The organism is Achromobacter sp. FW305-C-13 (assembly GCF_058783475.1).
The window spans coordinates 1,229,037-1,253,613 of record NZ_JBYSYN010000002.1 but is presented as its reverse complement, the minus strand read 5'-3'; the positions used below and the strand labels follow the sequence as shown (position 1 = coordinate 1,253,613).

General features: G+C 66.0%; 25 protein-coding genes. 18 read left to right on the top strand and 7 right to left on the bottom strand.

The annotated features are described in order from the left end of the window. Positions 1-4 precede the first annotated feature (4 nt). The 5 genes from AC3WMU_RS17095 (at position 5) to cyoD (ending at position 4,670) form a co-directional block, all read left to right on the top strand. Positions 5-556, top strand: a complete 552-nt coding sequence (locus AC3WMU_RS17095) for a response regulator transcription factor (protein ID WP_006221322.1) — start codon at positions 5-7, stop codon at positions 554-556. Positions 557-814: 258 nt separating this feature from the next. After that, complete coding sequence (gene cyoA / locus AC3WMU_RS17090; protein ID WP_006222597.1) at positions 815-1,723, top strand: ubiquinol oxidase subunit II; 909 nt, start codon at positions 815-817, stop codon at positions 1,721-1,723. Between the two features lie 2 nt (positions 1,724-1,725). Beyond that, positions 1,726-3,702: a cytochrome o ubiquinol oxidase subunit I gene (cyoB, locus tag AC3WMU_RS17085; protein ID WP_006222596.1), complete on the top strand. Its 1,977-nt coding sequence runs from the start codon at positions 1,726-1,728 to the stop codon at positions 3,700-3,702. Between the two features lie 3 nt (positions 3,703-3,705). Beyond that, the gene (gene cyoC, locus AC3WMU_RS17080) at positions 3,706-4,320 is read left to right on the top strand and encodes a cytochrome o ubiquinol oxidase subunit III (RefSeq protein ID WP_006222595.1); all 615 of its coding nucleotides are present in this window, start codon (positions 3,706-3,708) and stop codon (positions 4,318-4,320) included. Next, positions 4,320-4,670, top strand: coding sequence for a cytochrome o ubiquinol oxidase subunit IV (cyoD, locus tag AC3WMU_RS17075; protein ID WP_006222594.1), 351 nt, complete (start codon positions 4,320-4,322; stop codon positions 4,668-4,670). Before cyoC ends, cyoD begins: the two co-directional genes overlap by 1 nt. Positions 4,671-4,741: 71 nt before the next feature. Here cyoD and AC3WMU_RS17070 read toward each other — a convergent pair whose 3' ends face one another. After that, on the bottom strand, positions 4,742-7,222 hold the full coding sequence (locus AC3WMU_RS17070; RefSeq protein ID WP_492282718.1) for an ankyrin repeat domain-containing protein: 2,481 nt from the start codon (positions 7,220-7,222) through the stop codon (positions 4,742-4,744). Positions 7,223-7,437: 215 nt separating this feature from the next. Here AC3WMU_RS17070 and AC3WMU_RS17065 point away from each other — a divergent pair, with 215 nt between their 5' ends. Then, positions 7,438-8,067 (top strand): nitrogen fixation protein NifQ, encoded by a 630-nt coding sequence (locus AC3WMU_RS17065; protein WP_492282717.1) that lies wholly within the window; start codon positions 7,438-7,440, stop codon positions 8,065-8,067. A 12-nt stretch (positions 8,068-8,079) separates the two neighbouring features. Here the strand turns inward: AC3WMU_RS17065 and AC3WMU_RS17060 are convergent, their stop codons facing one another. Then, positions 8,080-10,233 (bottom strand): TonB-dependent receptor domain-containing protein, encoded by a 2,154-nt coding sequence (locus tag AC3WMU_RS17060; protein WP_492282716.1) that lies wholly within the window; start codon positions 10,231-10,233, stop codon positions 8,080-8,082. Positions 10,234-10,308: 75 nt separating this feature from the next. Between AC3WMU_RS17060 and AC3WMU_RS17055 the strand changes: the two genes are divergently transcribed. Continuing rightward, entirely contained in the window at positions 10,309-10,524 is a 216-nt protein-coding gene (locus tag AC3WMU_RS17055; RefSeq protein WP_006222589.1) for a SlyX family protein, read from the top strand. A gap of 10 nt (positions 10,525-10,534) precedes the next feature. Here the strand turns inward: AC3WMU_RS17055 and AC3WMU_RS17050 are convergent, their stop codons facing one another. Further along, positions 10,535-11,353 (bottom strand): class I SAM-dependent methyltransferase, encoded by an 819-nt coding sequence (locus AC3WMU_RS17050; protein ID WP_006222588.1) that lies wholly within the window; start codon positions 11,351-11,353, stop codon positions 10,535-10,537. A gap of 221 nt (positions 11,354-11,574) precedes the next feature. Between AC3WMU_RS17050 and AC3WMU_RS17045 the strand changes: the two genes are divergently transcribed. Both AC3WMU_RS17045 and AC3WMU_RS17040 read left to right on the top strand, forming a co-directional pair. After that, entirely contained in the window at positions 11,575-11,931 is a 357-nt protein-coding gene (locus tag AC3WMU_RS17045; protein WP_006222587.1) for a DUF4148 domain-containing protein, read from the top strand. A 162-nt stretch (positions 11,932-12,093) separates the two neighbouring features. Next, on the top strand, positions 12,094-12,474 hold the full coding sequence (locus tag AC3WMU_RS17040) for a hypothetical protein (RefSeq protein WP_006222586.1): 381 nt from the start codon (positions 12,094-12,096) through the stop codon (positions 12,472-12,474). A gap of 72 nt (positions 12,475-12,546) precedes the next feature. Here AC3WMU_RS17040 and AC3WMU_RS17035 read toward each other — a convergent pair whose 3' ends face one another. Continuing rightward, complete coding sequence (locus tag AC3WMU_RS17035; protein WP_427961504.1) at positions 12,547-14,847, bottom strand: NADP-dependent malic enzyme; 2,301 nt, start codon at positions 14,845-14,847, stop codon at positions 12,547-12,549. Between the two features lie 108 nt (positions 14,848-14,955). Here AC3WMU_RS17035 and AC3WMU_RS17030 point away from each other — a divergent pair, with 108 nt between their 5' ends. The 6 genes from AC3WMU_RS17030 (at position 14,956) to AC3WMU_RS17005 (ending at position 19,342) form a co-directional block, all read left to right on the top strand. After that, positions 14,956-15,924, top strand: a complete 969-nt coding sequence (locus AC3WMU_RS17030) for a LysR substrate-binding domain-containing protein (protein ID WP_006222584.1) — start codon at positions 14,956-14,958, stop codon at positions 15,922-15,924. A gap of 109 nt (positions 15,925-16,033) precedes the next feature. Beyond that, the gene (locus tag AC3WMU_RS17025) at positions 16,034-16,582 is read left to right on the top strand and encodes a hypothetical protein (protein ID WP_280026550.1); all 549 of its coding nucleotides are present in this window, start codon (positions 16,034-16,036) and stop codon (positions 16,580-16,582) included. Then, positions 16,582-17,073 carry a hypothetical protein gene (locus AC3WMU_RS17020; RefSeq protein ID WP_006222582.1) on the top strand — a complete coding sequence of 164 codons (492 nt, stop codon included), beginning with the start codon at positions 16,582-16,584 and terminating at the stop codon, positions 17,071-17,073. The genes AC3WMU_RS17025 and AC3WMU_RS17020 overlap by 1 nt, the downstream gene beginning before the upstream one ends. A 103-nt stretch (positions 17,074-17,176) precedes the next feature. Beyond that, entirely contained in the window at positions 17,177-17,515 is a 339-nt protein-coding gene (locus tag AC3WMU_RS17015) for an EF-hand domain-containing protein (RefSeq protein WP_424625107.1), read from the top strand. Positions 17,516-17,536: 21 nt separating this feature from the next. Beyond that, the gene (locus AC3WMU_RS17010) at positions 17,537-18,340 is read left to right on the top strand and encodes an AraC family ligand binding domain-containing protein (RefSeq protein ID WP_492282715.1); all 804 of its coding nucleotides are present in this window, start codon (positions 17,537-17,539) and stop codon (positions 18,338-18,340) included. Positions 18,341-18,436: 96 nt separating this feature from the next. Further along, complete coding sequence (locus AC3WMU_RS17005; protein WP_492282714.1) at positions 18,437-19,342, top strand: DMT family transporter; 906 nt, start codon at positions 18,437-18,439, stop codon at positions 19,340-19,342. Here the strand turns inward: AC3WMU_RS17005 and AC3WMU_RS17000 are convergent. Further along, a complete protein-coding gene (locus AC3WMU_RS17000; RefSeq protein WP_006222578.1) occupies positions 19,339-19,815 on the bottom strand; it encodes a MarR family winged helix-turn-helix transcriptional regulator in 477 nt (158 codons plus the stop codon). The genes AC3WMU_RS17005 and AC3WMU_RS17000 overlap by 4 nt on opposite strands. A gap of 133 nt (positions 19,816-19,948) precedes the next feature. Between AC3WMU_RS17000 and AC3WMU_RS16995 the strand changes: the two genes are divergently transcribed. Then, the gene (locus tag AC3WMU_RS16995; protein WP_492282713.1) at positions 19,949-21,352 is read left to right on the top strand and encodes an MATE family efflux transporter; all 1,404 of its coding nucleotides are present in this window, start codon (positions 19,949-19,951) and stop codon (positions 21,350-21,352) included. Here the strand turns inward: AC3WMU_RS16995 and AC3WMU_RS16990 are convergent. Continuing rightward, positions 21,273-22,238, bottom strand: a complete 966-nt coding sequence (locus AC3WMU_RS16990) for a LysR family transcriptional regulator (RefSeq protein ID WP_088589511.1) — start codon at positions 22,236-22,238, stop codon at positions 21,273-21,275. The two genes, AC3WMU_RS16995 and AC3WMU_RS16990, sit on opposite strands and share 80 nt — an antisense overlap. Positions 22,239-22,374: 136 nt before the next feature. Between AC3WMU_RS16990 and AC3WMU_RS16985 the strand changes: the two genes are divergently transcribed. Together AC3WMU_RS16985 and AC3WMU_RS16980 are read left to right on the top strand one after the other, a co-directional pair. After that, positions 22,375-22,791 (top strand): SEL1-like repeat protein, encoded by a 417-nt coding sequence (locus AC3WMU_RS16985; RefSeq protein ID WP_315134113.1) that lies wholly within the window; start codon positions 22,375-22,377, stop codon positions 22,789-22,791. After that, entirely contained in the window at positions 22,788-23,558 is a 771-nt protein-coding gene (locus tag AC3WMU_RS16980; protein WP_280026540.1) for a sulfite exporter TauE/SafE family protein, read from the top strand. Before AC3WMU_RS16985 ends, AC3WMU_RS16980 begins: the two co-directional genes overlap by 4 nt. Before the next feature lie 24 nt (positions 23,559-23,582). Here AC3WMU_RS16980 and AC3WMU_RS16975 read toward each other — a convergent pair whose 3' ends face one another. Further along, positions 23,583-24,407 carry an SDR family oxidoreductase gene (locus AC3WMU_RS16975; protein ID WP_006222571.1) on the bottom strand — a complete coding sequence of 275 codons (825 nt, stop codon included), beginning with the start codon at positions 24,405-24,407 and terminating at the stop codon, positions 23,583-23,585. Positions 24,408-24,577: the final 170 nt, after the last annotated feature.

The window sequence follows — 24,577 nt, the reverse complement described above, 5'->3', positions numbered from 1 at the left end:
AGTGATGAATCCTACCGACCTTGGCCTGTTGATCGACGACGACGAACTGTATGTGCGCACCTTGCAGCGCAGCCTGTCGCGCCGGGGCCTGGAAACCCGAACCGCCACCGGCATCGCGGAAGCGCTGCGCGTGGCCGAGGAGATCCGTCCGGCCTTCGCCTTGGTGGACCTGCGCCTGGGCGAGGACTCCGGCCTGACGCTCATCCGCCCGCTTCGCGCCCTGCGTGCGGACATGCGGATCCTGTTGGTCACGGGTTACGCCAGCGTGGCGACGGCGGTGGAAGCCATCAAGCGCGGCGCGGACGACTACCTGCCCAAGCCGGCCACCGCACCGATGATCCTGCGCACGCTGGGCCTGGTGAAGCCAGAATCCGTTACGATCGAAACGACCATGACGCCGTTGCACCGCCTAGAATGGGAGCACATCCATCAGGCCCTGCACGAGACCGGCGGCAACGTTTCGGCGGCGGCGCGCCTGTTGGGCATGCACCGCCGTTCCCTGCAGCGCAAGCTGGCAAAAAAACCGGGGCCGGAACGCGAAGTGCTTGTCGACTGATTTGTGCGGTTGCGACACATCTTTACAACACCCCCATGTGCACCTGCGACATATCGTCGCACCCCCGCTCTGCTTCCTAGGGCATCTGCTCCCTAGGAAAACCCTGAATCTGCCCCGCTGGGGGCAGAATCCTCCCAGGCAATGCGACCATGTGTCGCAGGCTTGACCGATATCAAGCCGATAGGATGGACGTTGCTGCTTGGCAGCATTCCAGCTTGCTGCTTCGCAGCATTTCCAACCATCCATCCAAGGCTGTACGTGAAACACCCCCTCCTTGCGACCCTAACGCGCATTTTTGGCGTCGGCGCGGTCATGCTGCTTGGCGGCTGCAACATGGAAATCCTCTCCCCCAAGGGAGACATTGGCGCTCAGGAAAAGACTTTGCTGTTCACGGCGACGGGGCTGATGCTCATCGTTGTGATTCCAGTACTGTTCATGATCGTGTCGTTTGCGTGGAAATACCGCGCGTCCAATACCAAAGCCGACTACCAGCCCAAGTGGGCCCACTCCACGGCGATCGAAGTCGTGGTCTGGACCGTTCCTTGTATCATCGTGGCGATTCTTGCCGTGATCACCTGGCGCTCCACGCACGCGCTGGATCCCTACAAGCCGCTTGTTTCCGAACACAAGCCCGTCACCATCGAGGTGGTGTCGCTGGATTGGAAGTGGCTGTTCATCTACCCCGAATACGACATCGCCACGGTCAACGAGATCGCGTTCCCCGTGGACGTCCCGGTCAACTTCCGGATCACGTCCGCGTCGGTCATGAATTCGTTCTTCATCCCCCAGCTGGGTAGCCAGATCTACTCGATGGCCGGCATGGAAACGAAGCTGCACCTGAACGCGACCGAAGCCGGCACCTACGCGGGCATCTCGGCCAACTACAGCGGCGCCGGCTTCTCCGGCATGCGCTTCAAGGCCATCGCCACGTCGCAGGAAGGGTTCGACAACTGGGTCAAGGAAGCCAAGGCATCCCCCACGGCGCTGACGCCCGAGGCCTACGCTGAACTGACCAAGCGCAGCGAGCGCAACCCGGTCGTCAAGTACTCCTCGGCGCCTCCCGCCATGTTTGATTTCATTCTGGGCAGCACCATGTCCAAGATGGCCGGCGTGGACTCCGCCACGTGCACCCCCACGTCGAAAAATCTGATCGCAGGAATTAACTAACAATGCTCGGGAAACTCACCCTCGAGGCCATTCCGTACCATGAACCTATCGTCATGGTTACGCTGGCCGCCGTGTGCCTGGGAGGCCTAGCGGTCTTCGGCGCAGTCACTTACTTCGGCAAGTGGAAGTACCTCTGGACGGAATGGCTGACCTCCGTCGACCACAAGCGCATCGGCGTGATGTACATCATCGTCGCACTGATCATGCTGCTGCGCGGCTTTGCCGACGCCATCATGATGCGTACCCAGTTGGCGGTCGCGTCCGCCGACTCCGCGGGCTTCCTGCCTCCTCACCACTACGACCAGATCTTCACCGCCCACGGCGTCATCATGATTTTCTTCATGGCGATGCCCTTCATCACCGGGCTGATGAACATCGTGGTGCCGCTGCAGATCGGCGCCCGCGACGTGGCCTACCCGTTCCTGAACTCGCTGAGCTTCTGGCTGTTCGGCGCTGGCGTCGCACTGATGATGATCTCGCTGTTCGTGGGCGAATTCGCCGCGACCGGCTGGCTCGCCTATCCGCCGCTGTCCGGGTTGGATTACAGCCCAAGCGTCGGGGTGGACTACTACATCTGGGCGCTCCAGATATCCGGGTTGGGCACAACGCTTAGCGGCATCAACTTCATCGTGACCATCCTGCGCATGCGCGCACCGGGCATGAGCCTGATGAAGATGCCGATTTTCACGTGGACCTCGCTGGTCACCAACGTGCTGATCGTCGCCGCCTTCCCCGTCCTGGCCGCAACGCTGGCGCTCCTGACCGCCGACCGCTACCTGGGCACGCACTTCTTCACGAACGACATGGGCGGCAACGTCATGATGTACGTGAACCTGATCTGGATCTGGGGCCACCCCGAGGTCTACATCCTGGTGCTGCCGGCGTTTGGCGTGTATTCGGAAGTGGTTGCCACCTTCGCCCGCAAGACGCTGTTCGGCTACAAGTCCATGGTCTACGCCACGGCCGCCATCGGCGTGCTGTCGTTCCTGGTCTGGCTGCACCACTTCTTCACGATGGGTGCGGGGGCCAACGTCAATGCCTTCTTCGGCATTGCAACAATGATCATCTCGATCCCGACCGGCGCGAAGATCTTCAACTGGCTGTTCACCATCTACCGCGGCCGCCTGCGCATCACGACGCCGGTGCTGTGGACGCTGGGCTTCATGATCGTCTTCGTCATCGGCGGCATGACCGGCGTGATGCTGGCCATCCCCGGCGTGTCGTTCGTGCTGCACAACAGCTTGTTCCTGATCGCCCACTTCCACAACACCATCATCGGTGGCGTGGTGTTCGGTTGTATCGCGGGCATGACCTACTGGTTCCCCAAGGCCTTCGGCTTCACGCTGAATGAGCGCCTGGGCCGCTACTCGTTCTACTGCTGGTTCGTCGGCTTCTTCATGGCCTTCATGCCCCTGTACATCCTGGGCTTCAAGGGCATGACGCGTCGCCTGAACCACTACGACAACCCCGAGTGGCAGCCGTACCTGCTGGTCGCGCTGGCTGGCGCCGCGCTGATCATGCTGGGCATCTGGTTCCTGCTGCAACAAGTGTTCGTGTCGGTCCGCCAGCGCAAGCAAAACCAGGACGTCACCGGCGATCCCTGGGATGGCCGCACCCTGGAATGGGCGATCTCGTCGCCGGCTCCTTTCTACAACTTCGCCCACGTTCCTCACGTTGAAGAGCTGGACCAGTTCTGGGAAGACAAGCAAAGCGGCAAGGCCTACAAGCGCCCGGCCAAGTACGAAGACATCCACATGCCGAAGAACACCGGCGCCGGTGTGTACATCGGCCTGTTCGGCCTGGTGATGTGCTTTGCGCTGATCTGGCACATCTGGTGGCTCGCCATCGCCGGTTTCGTCGGCATGATCGGTTCGTTCATCGCCCGCGCCTACGACCGCGACGTCGATTACTGGGTCCCGGCCGCGGAAGTCGAACGCATCGAAAACGCCCACTTTGAAAAAATGCAGAAGGCCGCCTGAGCCATGATTCAAGCCGTAGCCACTCACCCCCACGCGGGTCACGACGATCACGCGCATCATGATGATGGATCCAAGACCGTTTTCGGTTTCTGGGTCTATCTGATGAGCGACTTGCTGATCTTTTCGGTGCTGTTCGCCACGTTCGCGGTGTTGTCCAACGCCACCGCGGGCGGCCCCACGGGCAAGGAACTGTTCGACCTGAAGTTCGTCCTGGTCGAAACGCTGTTGCTGCTGTTCTCGAGCTTCACCTTCGGGATGGCCAACCTGAACGTGCACGCCAACAACAAGTCCCGCGCCATGGGCTGGTTGATGGTGACGTTCCTGTTCGGCGCAGGCTTCATCGCGATGGAAGTCTGGGAATTCCATCACCTGATCACGGAAGGCGCCGGCCCCGGCCGCAGCGCTTACCTGTCCGCGTTCTTCACGCTGATCGGTACGCACGGCCTGCACGTCACCTTCGGCCTGATCTGGATCATCGTCCTCTTGGACATGATCCGCCGCCATGGCCTGGACTCGATCAACAAGCGTCGCCTGGCGTGCCTGAGCCTGTTCTGGCACTTCCTGGACATCGTCTGGATCTGCGTCTTCACCTTCGTCTATCTTATGGGAGCCATCTGATGTCGCACTCCGCTGCGGCCGCACACGGCCACGACGATCACGCCGCCGACCACGGCAGCCTGAAGTCCTACATCATCGGTTTCGTGCTCTCGCTGCTGCTCACCTTCGGCTCGTTCGGCCTGGTGATGCACGGCGCGCTGTCCCACACCGTCACCATCATCGGCGTGGTGGCCCTGTGCGTGCTCCAATTGCTGGTGCAACTGGTGTACTTCCTGCACATGGGCGCGTCGAAGTCGGCCCGCGACAACCTGGCCGCGTTCGTCTTCACCGTGCTGATCATCGCCATCATCGTCGGCGGTTCGGCATGGGTGCTGTACAACATGAACGTCAACATGGGTCACGCCATGTAATGACGGCTTGCCGTTGAAGCAAAAAAAACAGGCGCCTTCGGGCGCCTGTTTTGCATTGCGGGACTGCAGGCCTACTTCGGCGCGGTCACCGTCAAGGCCACGCCCACCTGCCTGATCAAATCGTTGGCCGACACGCCGACGTGCGGCTGCACGCGCGAGACCTGGTTCAGATCGCAACTGGCGGCCCCGGCCGCGCCGTCCAGCACCTGTTTCACGGCACGCGCGCCCGTCGGGCTGAGCGGCCCGCCGTCGTCCAGCTGCCACGCCAGCACATCGGCCACCGCCATGCCGCAACGCCACGGCGTGCGGTACAGCCCGGCGTCATGCTCCAGCAGCATCTTCGCTTTGGCTTCCTTGCCCAGGCGCAGCATGATCACCAGCGGCAAGGCGTCGGCATCGGCCACCCCGTCGATGCGCACGCTCTTGTCGGTCCGGTCCGAGGCGTCGGCGCCCTTCTCCAGCCACTGCCGATACAGGTCATCGGGCAACCACGGCAAACTGAGCGGCGCGATGTTGTTGTTGGTGACGCCCGTGGCGTCGTCCGCGCGCGTCAACGGCACGCCGGCCGCGAGCAGGCGGTCGGCGGTGGCGCGCAGCTTGGCGCGCTGGCCGTCCCATTCAGGGCCGTTCTGCTTGATGGTCGCACGGATCTCCACCTGGTTCCACACGCTGAGCAAGCTGGACAGCGATTCCGGCGTCAGCGGCAAACGCGGCTGGCCGGCGGCTTGCGCCAACTGATCCACCAGCGCCGGCTGCAAGGTGCGCGCCGCCAGGCTGAAGGCTTCGTTCAAGCCGTTGCGTTCGGGCGTCTTGCTGGCGCTGTAGCCGCCCACCGCCGCGTCTGCCCCGTGCGCCAAGGCGAAGGTTACGCGCTCCGAGACCGGAAACACCGCCGTCGGCGTCAACTCGCCGCTGTTCGATTCGCGCAGCGCTTCCAGCAAAGGCGTTTCCCACATGCCGCGGTTGCCGTAGTACATCCGGACATAGGCCGCGTTGATGTCTGCGCCCTTGGCCAGCAGTTGCTCGGCAAACCAGAAGCGGCTGGGCGAGCCCATGGCGGCGTGCAGCGCAGAGCGGCCGTTCTTTTCGCGCGCGTTCGGGTTGGCGCCCTTGGCCAGCAGGTACGTCAGGCTGTCCTTGTCTTCGCTGTAGTACGAAATGCGCCGCACCAGCAACGGCGTGCCGTTGTAGTCGCCGGCATCCAGCGGCGCGCCCGCCGCGATCAAGGCATCGGCCAGCGCATAGCGCTCGGCCGCCGGTCGCGTGTCCTTGGCGTCCGGCAAGGCGCTGGCCAGCAGCACGAAGCCGTTGTTGGGGCCGTCGGCGCGGGCACCGGCTGCCAGCAGGACCCGTACCGTTTCCAGCTGCTTGCCGGACACCGCCACGGCCAGCGCCGACGTGCCGTTCTCGTTCACGCCGTTGGGGTCTTGCCCGCGCGCCAACTCGGCGCGCACCGCGTCCACGTCATCCGCCCGGATCGCCTTGAAAATGGCCAGCCGAGGCCGGCAGACCGCCGCGTCCAGCGTTTTCTCGTTCAAGGCGGCGCTGATGCGGCTGGCGATATTGCCGGGGATCGGCTCCTTGGCCGCCAGGCGCTGGGTGCAATATAGGCGATAGTCTTCGCGTGCCAGCGTCTCGAAGTAGCCGCGCCTGTCGCCGGCCTTCGCGCTCTGCGCCCAGCGCGCGTCCGCCCGGTTCAGGTACGCCGCCGTGCGCGCAGGGTCGCGGCGCAGCACGTCGCTCAAGATGCGGTCGGCCTGCACGGCGTCGCCCGATTCGGTCAGCCAGAAGCCGTAGTCGTTCAGCGCCGTGAGCATCTCGGGATCCTTGCCGTCCGGATCGATCTCGCGAAAATCCTGCTCCATCACGAAGCGGCGCAGGTCCGCCAGCGCGCGGGCGAACTCCGCGGTCTTGGCGCGCGGGATGGCGCGCGCCACCTGATGCAGCGTGCGGAACGTGGCCGTCACATCCACCGGCGCCTGATGCTCGAAGCGCACCGCGACAGGGAACGCCTTTAGTCGGCCAGGGTAGTTCGTGAGCGCCTGCTGCAGCGTGGCCAGGGCCTGCGCCTTGCGCGCCTCGTCCCACGGCCGGCTGGCGGTCACGATGGCAAGGTAGGCGTCCGCGCGGACCGTCGCCACGTTGCCCGCCGCATCCACCAGGAATCCATCGGACCGCGTGTCATCGGCATCGTTGTAGGTATAGCCCACCCAATACAGGGTCTCGTCGTTGCGCGGCGCCCTGACCGCCACGTACTCTTCGCGTGACGCCTTCCACGCAGCCGGGTCGATCACCAGGGGCTGGGAACGGAAGTCCAGATGGAATTCCTTACCCGTTCCCCGCACGTACCGATACAGGTACAGGCGGTTCTCCATCTGGCCGACCAGCACCGCATCGCGGACGTTCTCGGTGCCCCAGACGCGCCGCTCGGGCTCGCGCAGCGGGTAGCGCGACAGGCGGATGGACTCGATGGCGGCACCGATATCGGATGCCACGGCCGGCTGCGGCAGCGCCGCCAGGCCAGCCAGCGCCAACAGGAGGGCACCGGACATACGGGAGACTGCGGGACGGAAGCTGCGCGGCATGCGAAGGACAAAGCCAGGAAATCAGGGACATCGATCATACCCCCGGGCCACGCCCGTCTCGCGGGTAAGTCCCGAGTCGCATTTGCCCCACATCACGCAATCGCGGGGGCCTTTCGTTATATATTCCGCAATATAACGATTTCATTAACAGTTGAACGAATCTAGCGACCCGCCACACCCCTATGGACGCCGTGCTGACCCCCACCCCCACCCTGGCCGACGTTCCCCCGCCGGCCCAGCGGTTTGCCCGCGCCCTGTTGCATCACGCGCCACCCGGCCATCCCGATGCCGGCTTTTTCGCCACCGTGATCGGCACCAGCTTGGCGCACCAGGACCTGGCGCGCAGCGGCCTGTGCCCCGACGAACTGCAGCAGATGCTTGATCATTTGTTTCCGGGCGCCCTGGCATCGGATGACGCGCGGCTGGCCATCTTGCGCGAGCAGGCCGACGTTTACGCGCTGCGAGGCCGGGGCGATCCGCAACCCGGCTTCACCCTGCTGCTGCGCGTGCTGCTGGACGCCTACCGCGCGCCCGAACACGAGACCACGCCGTGGGTCACCGGCGTGCTGGTGCACGCCTGCCTGCGGCCCGACCACCTGTGGCGCGACCTGGGCCTGTCCGGCCGCGAAGACGTGACCTTCCTGCTGGCGCGCCACTACCCGGGCCTGGTGATACGCAACGTGCGCAATCTGCGCTGGAAGAAATTCCTGGCGTATTCGGCCTGTGAACACGCCGGGCTGCCGCCTTCCGCCGCGCCCGGCTGCCCGGCTTGCGAAGACTACGGCGTCTGCTATCCGGATGCGCCCGACTGACAGCCGCCCCCGCTAGAACCGGTACGCCACGCCCGCGCCCACGCCCAGGCTGCGTCCGGCGGCGGGCTCGTAATAGCGGCCATTGCTTTCGTTGACGATCACCGAACCTGCATAGCGCTTGTCGAACAGGTTGTCCACGCGCGCGTAGGCATTCAATTCCCACGCGCCCAGGCGCTTCACATAGCCGGCGCTCACCGCCGCCACAAAGTAGCCGGGCGCGTCCTGATCGTTCGCGTCGTTCACGTAGATCTTGCTCAGGTAGCGCCCTTCCACCGACGCCTGCCAGCCTTCGGGCGGCGCCCAGGCCAGCGACGCGTACACCGCCTGGCGCGCGATGCCGGGGATCTTGTTGCCGGCGCGGATGTCGCCGGAACTGTCGTCCGCGTATCGCGCATTCAGCCACGTATAGGCGAACTGCGTGCGCCAATGGCGCGCAACCTCGCCCGACCAGCCCAGCTCCACCCCGTCGCGTCGCGTGCGGCCCGCGTTCTGGTAACTGGTGCGCCCGCCTGAACTGCCGGCCGACACGATCTCGTTGTCGGTGCCGGTGTGGAAGACGGCGGCCGTCGCCAGGCCCCCGGCCATGTGCGCCTTCACGCCGGCTTCCAGATTGGTGCTGAGCGACGGTGCCAAGCCAAAATTCAACCCTGGCTGGCCGCCCGGCCGATACGAGATTTCGTTCAGCGTGGGCGTCTCGAACCCGCGTCCATAGGAGGCATACATGCTGACATCCGGGCTGAGCGCGTAGCGCAGCGCGGCCACCGGCAGCGCCTTGCGATAGCGTGCGTCGCCACCGTCGTCGCCATTGCCTGCCGTGACGTAGTGGTCGTTGGAGTCGAAGGCGACCGTGCTGTAGCGCAGGCCGGCATCTACCGTCCAACGCTCAGACACCTTCCACGATGCCTGCACGTAGGGGTCGGCGTTGTACACGGTGTTGGTCTCGTCGCGCCGCAGCGCGCCCTGCACCCCCAACTGCTGATCGGCGCCCGTACCAATGAAATTCTGATAACCCTTGCGGTCTTCGCGCATCGAATCGTAGGAAAAACCGCCGATCAGCGTAAGCGGCCGGCCAGCCAGGTCCAGCTCGGAGGTCCAGCGCAGATCCGCGCCGCCATACCGGCGCGTCAGGTCGATGACCCCGCCCGCCTGCGTGGGCGCCAATTGTGCCGCCGGCGGGATCGACTGGTACTGGGTCGTGTCGCGCTGGCCGTAGTACGCCATCACGCGCCACGTGTTGCGGCTGTCCACGTGCCGCTCGTACACCACGCCGCCCTGCGTCTGCCGCACGGTCTTGCGCGTGTCGTACTGCTCGGCCAAAGGCGCCGCGCGCGGGTCGTCCTGAAACTGCTGGTAGGTCAGGCCCAGGGGATCCTGCGCCTTCAGGTCCACGCTGTTGACCACGATGGTCAGGCGGCTGGCGTCATCCAGCTGCAGGCCCAGCTTGGCGTTGGCCAGGTTCTTGCGCGCCGCGCTGTGGTCGCGGTAGCCGTCAGTGGTGAAGCGGCTGGCGTCCAGCACATAGTCCAGCCCGCCCGGCTCGCCGCCGCTGGCCTTTACGCCGTAGCGCCACGTGCCGTCGCTGCCGCCCCAACCGCTTGCGGACAGGGTGGGCGGCGGCGTGCCGTCTTCCGTGTAGACCTGGATCACGCCGCCCGAGGAATTGCCGTACAGCGCGGAAAACGGCCCCCGCAGCACTTCGACGCGGTCGATCGAACCGATGTCGATGTTGGACGTCTGCCCCTGTCCATCCGGCATGGTGGCCGGAATGCCGTCCACGTAGAGCCGCACGCCGCGCACGCCGAAGGTGGATCGCGCCCCAAATCCGCGGCTGGATATCTGCAGATCCTGCGCATAGTTCTGGCGGTTCTGGATCTGCAGGCCCGGCACGCCCGCCAGCCCTTCAGACAGATTGATCCCGGGCTGTCCGCGGCGCATGGCCGCGCCGTCGACCACGTCCACCGACGCGGGCGTGTCGAGCACGGCGGTGCCCAGGCGCGTGCCCGTTACGACCACGGGGGCCAAGGTGGGGCCGGCTTCCTGCGCCCACGCGACGTTGGCCAGTCCTTGCGCCAACCCCGCCGCCAGCGAACCGCGCGCGGCCCAACGCAGGCTCCAGTGCGCCCCAAGATGCGCCGCCACGCCGCGCCGTCTGACCTGCTTCGTCAAATTCGTCTCCCGTAGAGCCATGGACCCGCAATTGCCATTGGAAACGCAAAGCGGGAATAGGTTCTAATAGCCGCTATGGAACCATCGCAAGACATCGAACGCCGCCTGCTCGAACTGGAGGTCAAGTCCAGCTTCGCGGACGACCTGCTGGAGCAACTGAACCAGATCATCGTCCGGCAGCAACAGCAGATAGACCGGCTGCTGCGTGAAGTGGCGGACCTGCGCCAGCAGGCCCCCGAGGGCGCCGCGCCCTTCCGCAGCCTGCGCGACGAACTGCCGCCGCACTACTGACGCCGCACCCCTAGTACCGGTAGCGCAGCAACCTGCCCAGGCGCCGCAACGGCGCAACCCGCCGCATCAGCCAGATGGTCGCCCGGGCGGGCCAGGAATACCGGGCCCACTGCGTAGCGTCGCTTTCCTCATACAGCCACTGCTCGCTGCGCAACCGCAGCCCGGGCACCTGAGCCTCAAGGTCCAGCGGATCGCCCAGGCTCCAGCGCATCACCGCGCCGGTCGCCCGGAACATACGGTTGTGCGACGCCAGCGCCAGCCCCAGCCGGCTATAGGCATCGAAGGCGATCTCGCCCGAGGGGAATTGCGTGGCCACGGTGCGTAGCAACTGCAGCACTTCGTCCTCGGGCATGTACAGGAATAACCCTTCCGCCACCACCAAGGCCGGCCTGTCGGTAGGAATCCGCGACAGCCACCCCAGATCCGACATCGGTGAACCCAGCATCTGATAGCCCGGACGCGCCGGATACAGCGCGCGCCGCAGGTCGATCACCTCGGGAAAATCCACGTCAAACCAGTTCACGTCCGGCTCCGCATCCACCCGGAACACCCGGCTGTCCAGGCCGCAGCCCAGATGCAACACGGTAGCGCCGCGGTGCGCGGCCAGGAATTCGCGCACCCACGCGTCCAGCGTGTAGGCCCGCATCGCCAATCCGATCATCTCGTCGCGGCGCATGCCCAGCGCCGCGAAGTCATGGTCGATGCGCGCCACGGCACAGGCGGCGTAGTGGTCCTGCAGCAAGGAACCGGGCAAGCGGCTTTCTTCTGCCTTGGCGTACAGCGTGATCAGCAGCGTGGCTTTTTCACGCGTCAGATGGACCTTTTCCATGCGGGCTCCCAACCGGTCATTCTTGCGCTATCGATTCCATAATTGGTGACTATCGAATAAATCGAACACGTTCATCCCATTTATGGAAATATCTTTTACCCATATACGGGTTTATCCCTAGCTCTAATCGGCGCAGAATTCAGTCATCGGGAAACAGCAACGAACCACGACGGATAGGCCGCCTGATTCGCCCCCTAGGCTCTTGAAATCGGAGAATTACCATGAAGAAGACCCTTGCTACCGCTTTGATGTTGTCCTTGGCCGCCCTGAGCGCTGGCGCCTACGCATCGCAAAACATCGAACCCAACAACGTGCCGTTCCAAGGCGTTTACGGCACCCAGTATGAAGGCCCGACCCGTGCCCAGGTGCAAGCCGAACTGGCTGCCGCCAAGGCCGCCGGCCTGGTGACCAACGTCGAACCGAACAACGTGCCGTTCCAAGGCGTCTACGGCGCCCCCCAGTCGGGCAAGACCCGCGCTGACGTGCAAGCCGAACTGGCCGCCGCCAAGGCCGCCGGCCTGGTGAGCAACGTGGAACCGAACGACATGCCCTTCGCTGGCGTCTACCACGGCAACTGATCTGCCCGGCAACGCTTGACTCCCTCCCCTTGTTGTACCTTGGCCGCCTGCAATCAGGCGGCTTTTTTTTGTCTGGGGGCCGCGTGGCAAACAGGACGGCTTCGCGTACTATCGGCCCAGGTACAAGCAAGATAATCTGATCCATCAGACAGGGAGCCCATCTTGAAATCCACCCGCATTCTCGCCGCCTTGCTCGTCGCAGCCGGCATGACGACTGCGGCGGTCGCCGCGCCGCCGGTAATGCTGAACAACTCGCTCATCACGCAGATACCCAAGGGCGACCGCACGTCGTTCCACGAGGCCGTCGCGCAGGCGCTGAACAGTTCAGCCGATGGCCAGCGCACTGAATGGGCCAGCAAGGCACAACCCAAGAAGGCCGCGCCGATCACCGTGCAACTGACCCCGACGCAAACCAGCAAGGTCAAGGACGACCGCGTCTGCCGCTTCCTGGTGGCCGACTTCGCGCGGACCAGCACCACCGAGAAATGGCAGTTCTGGTTCTGCAAGCAACCCGACGGCACCTGGAAGGCCAGCAGCAACTAAGCTGTTAACCGGCTAGCCAGCCACCAAAAAAAATGCCCCTTACGGGGCATTTTTTTTGGCAATGCAAGCGCATTAGGCCGAGGTTTCCACCCGGTTGGCGTCCAGCACGGTCATGGCCGTCATATTGATGATGCGGCGCACGGTCGAGCTGGAGGTCAGGATGTGCACCGGCGCATTCGCGCCCAACAGGAACGGACCCACCGCCACGTTGCCGCCGGCCGCCGTCTTGAGCAGGTTGTAGGCGATGTTGCCAGCGTCCACGTTCGGGCACACCAGCAGGTTCGCTTCGCCCTTCAAGGTGGACGACGGCAGGATGCGCATGCGCAACGCTTCGTCCAGCGCGCAGTCGCCGTGCATTTCGCCATCGACCTCAAGCTCGGGCGCCTGTTCACGCACGATTTCCAGGGCGCGGCGCATCTTGGCGCCCGAGGCCGAGCTGCCCGATCCGAAGTTCGACCGCGATAGCAGCGCCACCTTCGGCGCCAGGTTCATGCGGGCCATTTCCTGCGCCGCCATCACCGTAAATTCGGCGATCTGCTCTGCCGTGGGCTCGTCGTTCACATGCGTGTCCACCAGCACCACCGTGCGCTCGTTGAGCAGCAGGATGTTCATGGCGGCGTACACGTTGTGGCCCGGACGGCGGCCGATCACTTCGTCCACGAAACGCAGGTGGTCGTGATAGGCGCCGACCGTGCCGCAGACCATGCCGTCGGCATCGCCCAGGTGCACCATCATCGCGCCGATCAAGGTCAGGCGGCGGCGCATTTCCACGCGCGCCATCTCCTTGGTGATGCCACGGCGGCACATCAATTCCCAGTACGTGGTCCAGTACTGGTGGAAGCGTTCGTCGTATTCCGGGTTGGTCACTTCGACGTCTTCGCCCAGGCGCAGGCGCAGGCCGAATTTCTCGATGCGCGACAGCAACACGGCGGGACGGCCCACCAGGATGGGACGCGCCAGGCCTTCGTCGACGATCACCTGCACGGCGCGCAGCACGCGTTCGTCTTCGCCTTCCGTGAACACGATGCGCGACTTGCCGCCGCCACGCACGATGCGCTTGGCCGCCGAGAACAGCGGCTTCATGAACGCGCCCGAGTGGTACACGAACTGCTGCAGCTGCTCTTCGTAGGCTTCCAGGTCGGCCAGCGGGCGCGTGGCCACGCCGCCGTCCATCGCCGCCTTGGCCACAGCCGGCGCGATGCGCACGATCAGACGCGGATCGAACGGCTTGGGGATCAGGTATTCAGGCCCGAACGAGATGTCGTAGGTGCCGTAGGCGGCGGCCACGACTTCGTTCTGCTCTTCCTCGGCCAATTCGGCGATGGCGTACACCGCCGCCATTTCCATTTCACGCGTGATGGTGGTCGCGCCCACATCCAGCGCGCCGCGGAAGATGTACGGGAAGCACAGCACGTTGTTGACCTGGTTCGGGTAATCCGAACGGCCCGTGGCCATGACCACGTCGTCGCGCACGCCGTGCGCCACTTCCGGCAGGATTTCCGGCGTGGGATTGGCCAGCGCCAGGATCAGCGGGCGCGGGCCCATCGTCGCAACCATTTCAGGCTTGAGCACGCCACCCGCCGACAGGCCCAGGAACACGTCGGCGTCCTGAATCACTTCGGCCAGCTTGCGGGCTTCCGTCTTTTGCGCAAAGCGCTCCTTGTCCGGGTCCATCAGCACGGTGCGGCCTTCAAAGACCACGCCTTCCAGGTCCGTCACCCAGATGTTTTCCAGCGGCAGGCCCAGGTCCACCATCAGGTCCAGGCAGGCCAGCGCGGCAGCGCCGGCGCCCGAGGTCACAACCTTGACCGACTTGATGTCCTTGCCCACGACCTTCAGGCCGTTGATGAAGGCGGCCGAAACCGTGATGGCCGTGCCGTGCTGGTCGTCATGGAAAACCGGGATCTTCATGCGTTCACGGAGCTTGCGCTCGACGGTGAAGCATTCCGGGGCCTTGATGTCTTCCAGGTTGATGCCGCCGAAGGTGGCTTCCAGGCCGGCGATGATCTCGACCAGCTTGTCCGGGTCGGTTTCGTTGATTTCGATGTCGAAGACATCCAGGCCGGCGAACTTCTTGAACAGCACCGCCTTGCCTTCCATGACCGGCTTGGAAGCCAGCGCACCGATGTTGCCCAGGCCCAGCACCGCGGTGCCGTTGGAGATCACGCCGACCAGGTTGCCACGGGCGGTGTAACGGTAGACATTGGCCGGGTCGGCCACGATCTCTTCACACGCCGCCGCCACGCCCGGCGAGTACGCCAGCGCCAGGTCGCGCTGGTTGACGAGCGGCTTGGACGCCACCACAGAAATCTTTCCCGGGGTGGGGAACTCGTGATAGTCCAGGGCTGCCTGGCGGTCGGAAGGGTTGTTCATGGGGCTGTAGCCTCGCTGTCTTGAATATGCAAAAATTCTAGGCCCCAAGACATAAGATGATCATTCGGATTTAATATTGTCCCATTACCTTTACCTTATGGCCTGTCTATGACAGCCTTTGACCCGGATGCCGTCATCCGGAAACTGACCTCGCGGCTGAAGATGCGCCATCTGATGCTGCTGCTGCAGATCGAGCAGCACGGGTCGCTGACCCGGGTGGCCGAACACATGGCCACCAGCCAGCCGGCGGTGACGAACGCCCTGGCCGAACTGGAAAGCATGTTCGACGTGCCGCTCTTTGACCGGTCGGTTCGGGGCATGACGCCCACCGCGCTGGGCGCCGTGGTGCTGACGCGCGCCCGGGGGCTGGTCCATGACCTGGGCCATCTGGTGCAGGAAATGGAGGCTGTGGCGGCCGGGCACGCCGCCCACCTGCAGATCGGGGTCATCCCGTTCGTGTCGGGGCAGATGTTGTCGGCCGCCATCAGTCGCACCCTGCCGCAAGGCCGTCGGATCACCGCCACCATCCACGAAGGCCAGGGCCCCGCCCTGCTGCGCCAACTGCGCGACCACACCCTGGACATCGTAGTGGGGTGGGCCACGCCGTCCGTGGACCTGAGCAATATCGATTTTGAAGTGCTGTACCACCAGCAACCGCGCCTGATCGCCAGCCGCCGCCTGGCCGCAAGGCTGGGCCGGTCGCGGCTGGAGTGGAACCGGCTGGCCGACCTGGACTGGATCCTGGGCACCCCCGGCAGCCCCATCCGGGAACAGGTGGCCGACATTTTCCTGCGCGCCGGCCTGCCGCCGCCGCCGCCGTCGGTGCAAAGCGATTCCTCCAAGCTGATCGGGGAAATGATCGTGGCAAGCGACCGCGCCGTATCCATCCTGCCCGCCGACATCGCGGATGAACTGGTGCGCATCGCTGGCGCGGCCATCGTGCCCTACTCCTTCGACTGGACGCTGCCGCCGATCTCGCTGTTCACGCGGGCGGACGGATTGCGCCGCAACGTGGATGCTTTGTTCGCCTCCGCCTTGCGCGAGGTCTATACCAAGGGCGCGCGACCCGGCGCCTGAACCTGGCCGCGCGTGCGTCGGAATGCCAAGAAATGCAAAGGCCCCGCCCGCGCCGTGGCCTCGCCTCCTATACTTGCGGCGCCAAGCAACACGCAGGAGGGCACGCCGTTTGTTCACCATCTCGCCACCCCACGCGAGCCGCCGCGCGCTTGCCCTGATTGCCCTTGCGGCGCTGGCCATGCTGTCCGGCTGCAGCTCGCTGCTTAGCGAAGGCACCGGCGCCGCGGCCGGTATCGCCGGCACCGCCATCGCCAACAAAGTCACCGACAACGCCACCGTCGCCACCGGCATCGGCCTGGGCGTGCAGGCTGGCGCCAAGGCCGCGCTGGCCTATGCCCAGCGCAAGACCCGGGGCGAAGAACAAGACGCCATTGCCACCGCTGCCGGCCCGCTCGACGTGGGCGCCGTGGCGCCGTGGCGCGTGAAGCACCAGTTGCCCATCGAAAGCGACGCCCAAGGGCAGGTCGCCGTCAGCCGTGCCTTCGGTGGCGCGGGCCTGGAATGCAAGGAAGTGGTCTTTTCGATCGATACGCCTGCCGGCAAGGCCGGCGACGAACCGCTGCGCGAATTCTTCGTCACGACGGTCTGCCGCGACGGCGCGCATTGGCGCTGGGCGAATGCCGAACCGGCCACCGCGCGCTGGGGATCGTTGCAGTGATGCGCCGCGCATGCCTGCTGGCGCTGGCGGCGGCCCTGGGCCTGAGCGGCTGCCAAAGCTCCTCCATCGGCGGGGCGACGGGCGCCGTGGTCGGTACCGTCAGCGGCGCGGCCACGGCAAATCCGGTGGCCGGTTACGCCATCGGCGTCACGGTGCAGGCGGCGGTCGACGCTACCGTGAAATACGTGCTGCGCGAATGGAAGAACGACCAGCAGAACGTCATGGCCAACGCGGCAGGCGAATTGCCCATCGGCCAGGTGCGGCAATGGCAGATCCGCCACGCGTTGCCCGTCGGCAACGAACGCGGCGGCATCCAGGTGGTACGCGATATCGATACCCCCCTGGCCCGCTGCCGCGAGGTGCTGTTCACGGTAGAGCAGGACGACGCGCCCGCCCCCGCCTACACCAGCACGATCTGCCGGCAACCCGGCGGGCAATGGAAGTGGGCGGCGGCCGAGCCCTCGGTGGCGCGCTGGAACGGGCTGCAATAGGCCTACGGGGAAAAAGGCAGCCAGGCATTCCGTTGCAGCGCGTTGAGGGGTTTTCGGCTACGCTGCAATCATCACGGCCTTGGCCGGCAAGGGAATGAAAGACATGAAAAAGATGCTTACCTTGAGCGCCGCACTCACGGCGCTGGCTCTCGCGGCGCCCTTCGCCGCGGCACAGTCTTCCCAGGGCAATATCCGCCTGTCGCCCGCGCAGATGCAGCGTTTGGATACCGACAAGAACGGCGTCGTCAGCCAAAGCGAATATCAGGCCTTCATGGAAGAATCGTTCGCCAAGCTGGACACCAATGGCGACGGTTACCTGAACAAGAGCGAGTTGCCGAAGGACCTGACCGCGGAACAGTTCGCCGCCATGGACACCAACAAGGACGGCAAAATCAGCCGCGCCGAGTTCATCAAGCAGGTCATGAAGGAATACAAGGGCTAAGCCCTTGCGATCGGCCCGCTGATGCAGCCAGGCCAATTCATCATGCCGCGCAGCGCGCTCCCCGGCGTGCAGGCCGTGGCTGCGTGCAGCGGGCACGCCTTTTCGCGCCACACGCATGACCAGTTCGGCATCGGCGTGATCCGCGCGGGCGCGCAGGTCTCGCATAGCGGACGCGGCCGGGTAGAGGCCGGCCCCGGCCACGTCATTACCGTCAATCCGGGCGAAGTCCATGACGGCGCCCCCATCGGCGACGGCATGCGCGCCTGGCAGATGCTGTATCTGGACCCTGGCGTGATTGCGCGCAACGCGGCCGAGCTGGTCGCTGACGAAAGCCGCTACGAATTCGAACATCCCGCGCAGGACAAGCCAGGCCTGGCGCGCGACGTGCTGGCGCTTTATGCCCACGTCACGGACAAGGCGCCCGACGCGTTGGCGTGCGACACCCTGCTGTTACGCATCGTGGCCGCCGCGCACAGCCCCTATGCGCCGCAGGCGTCCTCCCGCGCGATCCCTACCGCGATACGCCACGCCCGCGCCCTGATCGACGACGACCCGGCCGCCGCGCTGTCGCTGGCCGATCTGGCGGCCGCCAGCGGCCTGAGCCGCTATCAAGTGCTGCGCGCCTTTGCAGGCGCCACGGGTTTGACGCCCCACGCCTATCAGATGCAACGCCGCCTGCTGCTCGCGCGCCGGCTGATCCGCGAAGGCAAACCGCTGGCGGACGCGGCCGCGGCGGGCGGCTTTGCCGACCAGAGCCACATGACCCGCCTCTTCGTGCGCACCTACGGCGTATCGCCCCGGCGGTACGCGCTGGCGGCGCGCTGACCCGCCTCCCTTCCTTTCCCGCCCTGCAATTTCGTTCAAGACCGGCGGCCCACCCGCGCCCTACGCTGCGCCTTTCTTCATACGCAGTAAATGGACATGAGCGGAAAGATGCAGGGGTATTGCTACCTGGCGGCGGCCATGGTGCTGGTAGGCAGCACGGTCGTGGCCAGCAAGATCATCGGAACCGGGCTGCCGCCCTTCACCGCGACGGCGCTGCGGTTCGCCATCGCGCTTCCTTGCTTTGCACTACTGATGGCCGCGACCGGCGCGCGCCTGCCGCGCCTGGGGCGGCGCGACTGGGCTTTGTTGGCGGCGCAGGCCATCGCCGGCAGCGTGGGCTACACCACGTTATTGATCGCCGGGCTGCAGCGCACGTCCGCGGTGGACGGCGGCGTCATTCTGGGGACCCTGCCGCTCGTCACCGCGGCCATTGCAATCGTGCTGTTGGGCGAACGCCCGGGCAAGGCCATGCTGGCCGCCATCGCCGCCGCGGGCTTCGGCGTCTGGCTGATGACGCGCCATGGCGCTGACGCCAGCGGCGCGCCCTCGTGGATCGGCAATGCGCTGATCCTGGGCGCGGTCCTGTGCGAAGGGCTGTTCATCCTGCTCAACAAGCGGCTGCGCGTGCCCGTGCCGCCGCTTGCGCTATCCACCGTCATGACGGGCTTCGGGCTGGCCTTTTCTGCGCTGGCGAGCTTGGCGGAATCGCCCTGGCAGATCAGCGTGTCCGGCGATGCGTTGGTGGCGGTCGCTTATTACGCGGTGGTGCCCACCGTGGGAGGCTTCCTGCTCTGGTATGCCGGCGCCGCGCGCGTCGATGGGTCCGAAGCTGCGCTCTTCACCGCGCTGGCCCCGGCATCGGCCGTCGCACTGGCGGCTGGCCTGCTGGGCGAATCGCTGGCGGGCGCGCAGATTGCGGGGATGGCTTGCGTGCTGGGCGCCGTGGCGCTGCTGGGATGGACAGGCCTCAGGCGGTCCTTGGCCACGCCCACGGGCCGTTAACCGCGACTGAACGCCAGCGCGAATTCGTCGGAAAAGATATCGGCCAGCGCATGCCGCAAGGCGGCCGCGCGCTCTGCGCCATAGGCGGCTTCGAACCGGTTCTGCGCGTCTTTCCACAGGCGTTTGGATTCCGCCAGCTTGGCGCGGCCCGCGTCCGTCAGCGCCACGCGGCGGCTGCGGCCATCGCGTTCGTCGCGCGCCATCTGCACGTAGCCGTCCCGTTCCAGTGGTTTCAGGTTGTGCGCCAGCGCGGAACGGTCCAACACCATGGCGCGCGCCAAGTCAGTCATCGACGGCGTGCCAGCGCGCGCGATATGAATCAGGATGGAATGCTGCGAGACTTTCAGGCCGCAGGGCGCCAGCACCGTGTCATACAACTGCGACACGCGCCGGGTCGCTTTGCGCAGCGCGGCGCCGTTGCAGACCAGGGGATCCGGAACGATGGCGGGGACGGAAGAATCGGCGGCGGACATGGCGGCGGGGACGGCAAGTTGGGAAGGGCAAGGCCATTACGCTACTGCCGGGCCAGGCTCGCGTCCAGCCCAATCTTGACAGGTATTGGCATATGCACGTAAATTTTACCGCATCCTGTTCCGGCCAACCTCCATGTCAGCGACACCTCCGCCACGCCCCGCCAATGCGCGCTTGCAGGCCATGCTTGAAGCGCCCATCGCCCCCACGCTGGCACGCCTGGCCTGGCCCAATATCCTGATGATGTCGGCGCAGTCGGCCACCGGCCTGATCGAGACCTGGTTCCTGGCGCGGCTGGGCACCTCGGTGCTGGCGGGCGTAGCGCTGGTGGTGCCCGTGCTGTTCCTGATGGGCAATATGTCCCAGGGTGCAATGGGCGGCGGCATCTCCGCCGCCGTGGCACGCGCGTTAGGCGGGGGCCGCCAGCAAGAGGCCGATCAGCTGGTGTTGCATGCCGTCGTGCTGAATGCGCTGCTGGGGCTGCTCTTCTGCGTGCTGCTGCTGGCCTTCGGACCGCAGCTGTATCGCGCGCTGGGCGCCGAAGGCGAAGCGCTGGAGGCCGCCCTGGCCTACTCCAACGTCATCTTCGGCGGCATCGTCCTGATGTGGTTGATGAACGCGTTCGCCAGCGTGATCCGGGGCACCGGCAACATGCTGGTGCCGGGCGCCGTGATCTGCGGCGGCGCCTTGCTGCTGATCCCCTTGTCGCCGTGCCTGATCTTCGGATGGGGGCCGTTCCCCGCGCTGGGCGTGGCAGGCGGCGGCTGGGCGCTCGTCATCTATTACGGCGTGGGCGCGCTGATCCTGGGCGCCTATTGCGCCAGCGGGCGCAACCCTGCACGGCTGGTCGCCAGCCGGCTGCATCTGAACCTGATGCGCAGCATCCTCAGCGTGGGCGCGCTGGCCACGCTGAACCCCTTGCTGACCAACGCGCTGGTGGCGCTGACGGCGGCGCTGGTCGGCGCGTATGCCGGCACCGCCGCCGTGGCCGGCTACGGCATCGCCGTGCGGCTGGAGTATCTGCTGATTCCGATCGCCTTCGGGCTGGGCGCCCCCATGGTCGCGATGGTGGCGTCCAACATCGGCGCGGGGCAGCCTGAACGCGCCATGCGGATCGCCCTGACCGGCGGCGCGATGGCCTTCGTGCTGGCCGAAGCCATCGGACTGGCCGCGGCATGCTTTCCCGAGGCCTGGCTGCGCCTCTTCGGCGCCGAAGACCACATGCTGCAGGCCGGCTCGGACTATTTGCGCATGGTCGGTCCGGTCTACGGGTTCTTTGCCCTGGGGTTCTCGATGTACTTCGCCTCGCAAGGCGCGGGCCGGCTGAAGTGGCCGCTGGTCGCCGGCTGCCTGCGCCTGCTGGTGGCTGTGGGCGCGGGTGGTGTCGTCCTGCACCTGACCGGTTCACTGACCCTGTTTTTCCTGACGGCCGCCGTGGCGATGTGCCTGTACGGCCTGATCATCCTGAGCGCGGTCGCGTCGGGGTCCTGGTTCGACCGGGGCCATCTGCGCAGACCTCAGCCGCTGGCGCGTCCGTAGTGCGGGGCGCGTCGCGCAGCGCGTAGGCGACCAGTTCGGCGGCGTAGGCCGGCAAGGCGTCGCGCACGCACAGCACCAGGTCGCGCGTGGCCCAGTCATCGGCCAGCGCAACGCGCGCGACGCCCGCGGCGCGGCCGTAGCGCACCGCGGCCACGCGCGGCACGATGGCGATGCCCACGCCCTGCCCCACCATCCGGCATACCGCGTCGAAGCTGCGCAAGCGCACGCGGTACGACAGCGCTTTTCCGCCGCGCCGCGCATGGTGCGCGATGTGCTCCTGCAAGGCGCTGCCTTCCACCAGGCCCACGAACTCCTCGTCCGCCACCTCGGCCAGCATGACGGCCGGACGGCCGGCCAGCGCATGGCCGCGCGGCACGATCAGCGTCAGCGGATCATGGCGGAAGGTAAGCGTATGCAGGCCATGCAGGTCCGTCGAATCCGCCAGCACGCCGATATCGCAGGTGCCCGCGCGCAGCGCATCGGCGATCTCGTGGCTGAGCCTTTCCTCCAGGTCCACCGATACGCGGGGATGGTCCTTCAGGAAATCGCCCAGCACGGACGGCAGGTATTCGCTGAGCGCCGTGGTGTTGCACAGCACACGCACGTGCCCCTTCAGCCCATGACCATAGTGGTCAAGCTCGCCGCGCATGCGATCCATCTGGGCCAGGACCACGCGCGCATGATGCGCCAGCGTCCGGCCCGCCGGCGTGGGTTCAACGCCGCGATGTTCGCGCAGCAGCAAGGGCACCCCCAAGGTGTCTTCCATGCCGCGGATGCGTTCGCTGGCGGAAGCCAGCGTCATGTGCGAACGCTTGGCGCCCGCCGTGATGGAGCCGGTTTCCTGCACGTTCAGGAAAAGCCGAAGGTCGGTCAGGTCGAATCGCATCCGGCCAGCGTAGCACGCGTGCCTCAGGCCAGACCATAGGCAGGGTATGCCACTTCCCGATACCGGCTCGAGGGATTGGCGGCGCAGAATAAGGCATGCCCCCGGGGCTCCCCTGACAACTCTCCGGAATCAGATCATGAAACCCCTGAATCCATGTGCCCGTCGCGCGCGATGGCCAAGCCTGGCACTGCTGTGCCTGGTCTTGCAAACCTCAGGCAGCGCCATAGCCCAGCCTGGCCTCAGCGACTACACCACGCCCGCGCAGAAGTACGCCTTGGCGCTGGAAGCCCAGACCGAAGGCGACGTGCCTGCCATGCTGGCATGGCTGCGAGCCGCCGCGCACGACGGCCACGCCCCCGCGCAACGGCTGCTGGGCGTGGCGTTGATCGGGGGACCCGCCTTGTATGGCCCGGCCATGCCTACCGATCTGTGCGAAGCCCGGCAATGGTTGTTGCGCGCGGCGCGCCAGGAGGGCCCGGGCGCCGGGGACGTGGCCTACGCGCTCTTCAGCCGGCCCCGGCCCGCCCAGCTTTCTCAATGCGAGCGCCTGTGAACCCGCTGGACCTGTTCCCCGGCGGCACGCCGGCGCTGCTTGCCGTGACGGTCGCCGTGTTCGTCCTGGCCGGCGTCGTCAAAGGCGTGGTGGGCCTGGGCCTGCCCACCATTTCCATGGCGATGCTGGCCCTGGTCATGGCGCCGGCGCAAGCCGCCGCGTTGTTGATCGTGCCCTCGCTCATCACCAATCTTTGGCAGGCGCGGCCCTGGCCCACGCTCTTTTTGACGCTGCGCCGGATCGGCGCCCTGCAAGTGGGCGTCTGCGTCGGCACGATCGCAGGCGCACTGTGGCTGGGCGCGCCCAGCGGTCATTGGGCGAGCGTCTGCCTGGGCTTGGCGCTGATCGCCTATGCGGCCTGGGGCCTGTTCGGCTCGCCGCCCAGCGTGCCGCGCAGGCACGAACAGATGTTGGGCGCGGTGGTCGGCGTCGTCACCGGCGTGATCACCGCGGCGACAGGCGTGTTCGTGATCCCGGCCGTGCCCTACCTGCAAGCGCTGAATCTGGGCAAGGATGGCCTGATCCAGGCCATGGGCATTTCATTTACGGTGTCGACGGTGGCCCTGGCGGCAGGCCTTGCGTTAAACGGCGGCTACAGTTCCGGCGCGGCCGGGGCATCCGTGCTGATGCTGCTGCCCGCGCTGATCGGCATGGCGCTGGGCCAATGGCTGCGCAACCGCCTTTCCGCGCGCACGTTCAAACTGTGCTTCATGATCAGCCTGGCGTTGCTGGGCGCGTACCAGGTCGTGCAAGGCTGGACCGCCTGAGCGCGGTCCAGCCCCCTTGGCAGGTCACGCCGCCAGACGCCGCTCGTCGACAAAACCGATCGACACCGACATCTCGCGCCAGCGCGCCAGTTCCTGCTGCACCGACTGGATCTTGCCGCGCGCCTGGTCGAAGGCATCCCGGCCCAGGAACAGATGCAGCGGCGCGTACTGCGCCTGCGCCGCGCTGATCAAGGCCTGGGCCGCCTTGACGGGATCGCCGCCCAGCTCTTGCCGCAAGGGATCGCGCGCCGCCATTTCGGGCGCATCACCCCGATCCGGGTGGGATCCCGCGCGCATTGCGCCCGGGTACACCAGCGACACACGCACGCCCCATGCCGACGCCTCGGCCGCCAACGCCTCGGTCAAACCACTGACCGCGAACTTGGCGGCGCTGTAGGCGCCCCACTGCGCGTAACCGCCGTCAAAGCCCAGGATCGACGAGATATTGAACACGTGCCCGCTGCGCTGCGTGCGCATGCGCGGCAGCACCGCGCGGATGACGTTCAGCATGCCGAACACGTTGATATCGAACGTGCCGCGCAAGGCATCGTCGGACAGGCTGTCCAACGATCCCTGCAACGCGTCGCCCGCGTTGTTCACCACCACATCCACGCCGCCGAACGCGGCCATCGTGGCGTCCACCGCACGGCGCACGTTGCGCTCATCGGCCAGATCCACCGACAAGGGCAGGAACTGCCCTTCCAGCTTGGCCCCTACGGCTTCCAGCAATGCATCGCCATCCCGGGCCGTCGCCGCCACCTTGTGACCCCGGTCCAGCAGCATCTTCACCAGAACCAGGCCCAGGCCCGTCGACGCACCCGTCACCAACCAGATTTTTTCGGTATTCATGCGATTCCCATCCCTTGCTAGCCTGCATGCTTGCAGCCGCCGGCAAGAGGCCGGGCGGCCAGGCCGGGTAAAGCATTCATGACTGATGCTTCGGCCCTGAGCCTGGTAGGGATATTAAGAATCGGGCGTGCTGGCGTACAGGCTCGTTCTTGCGTGAAACCTGCCTATTT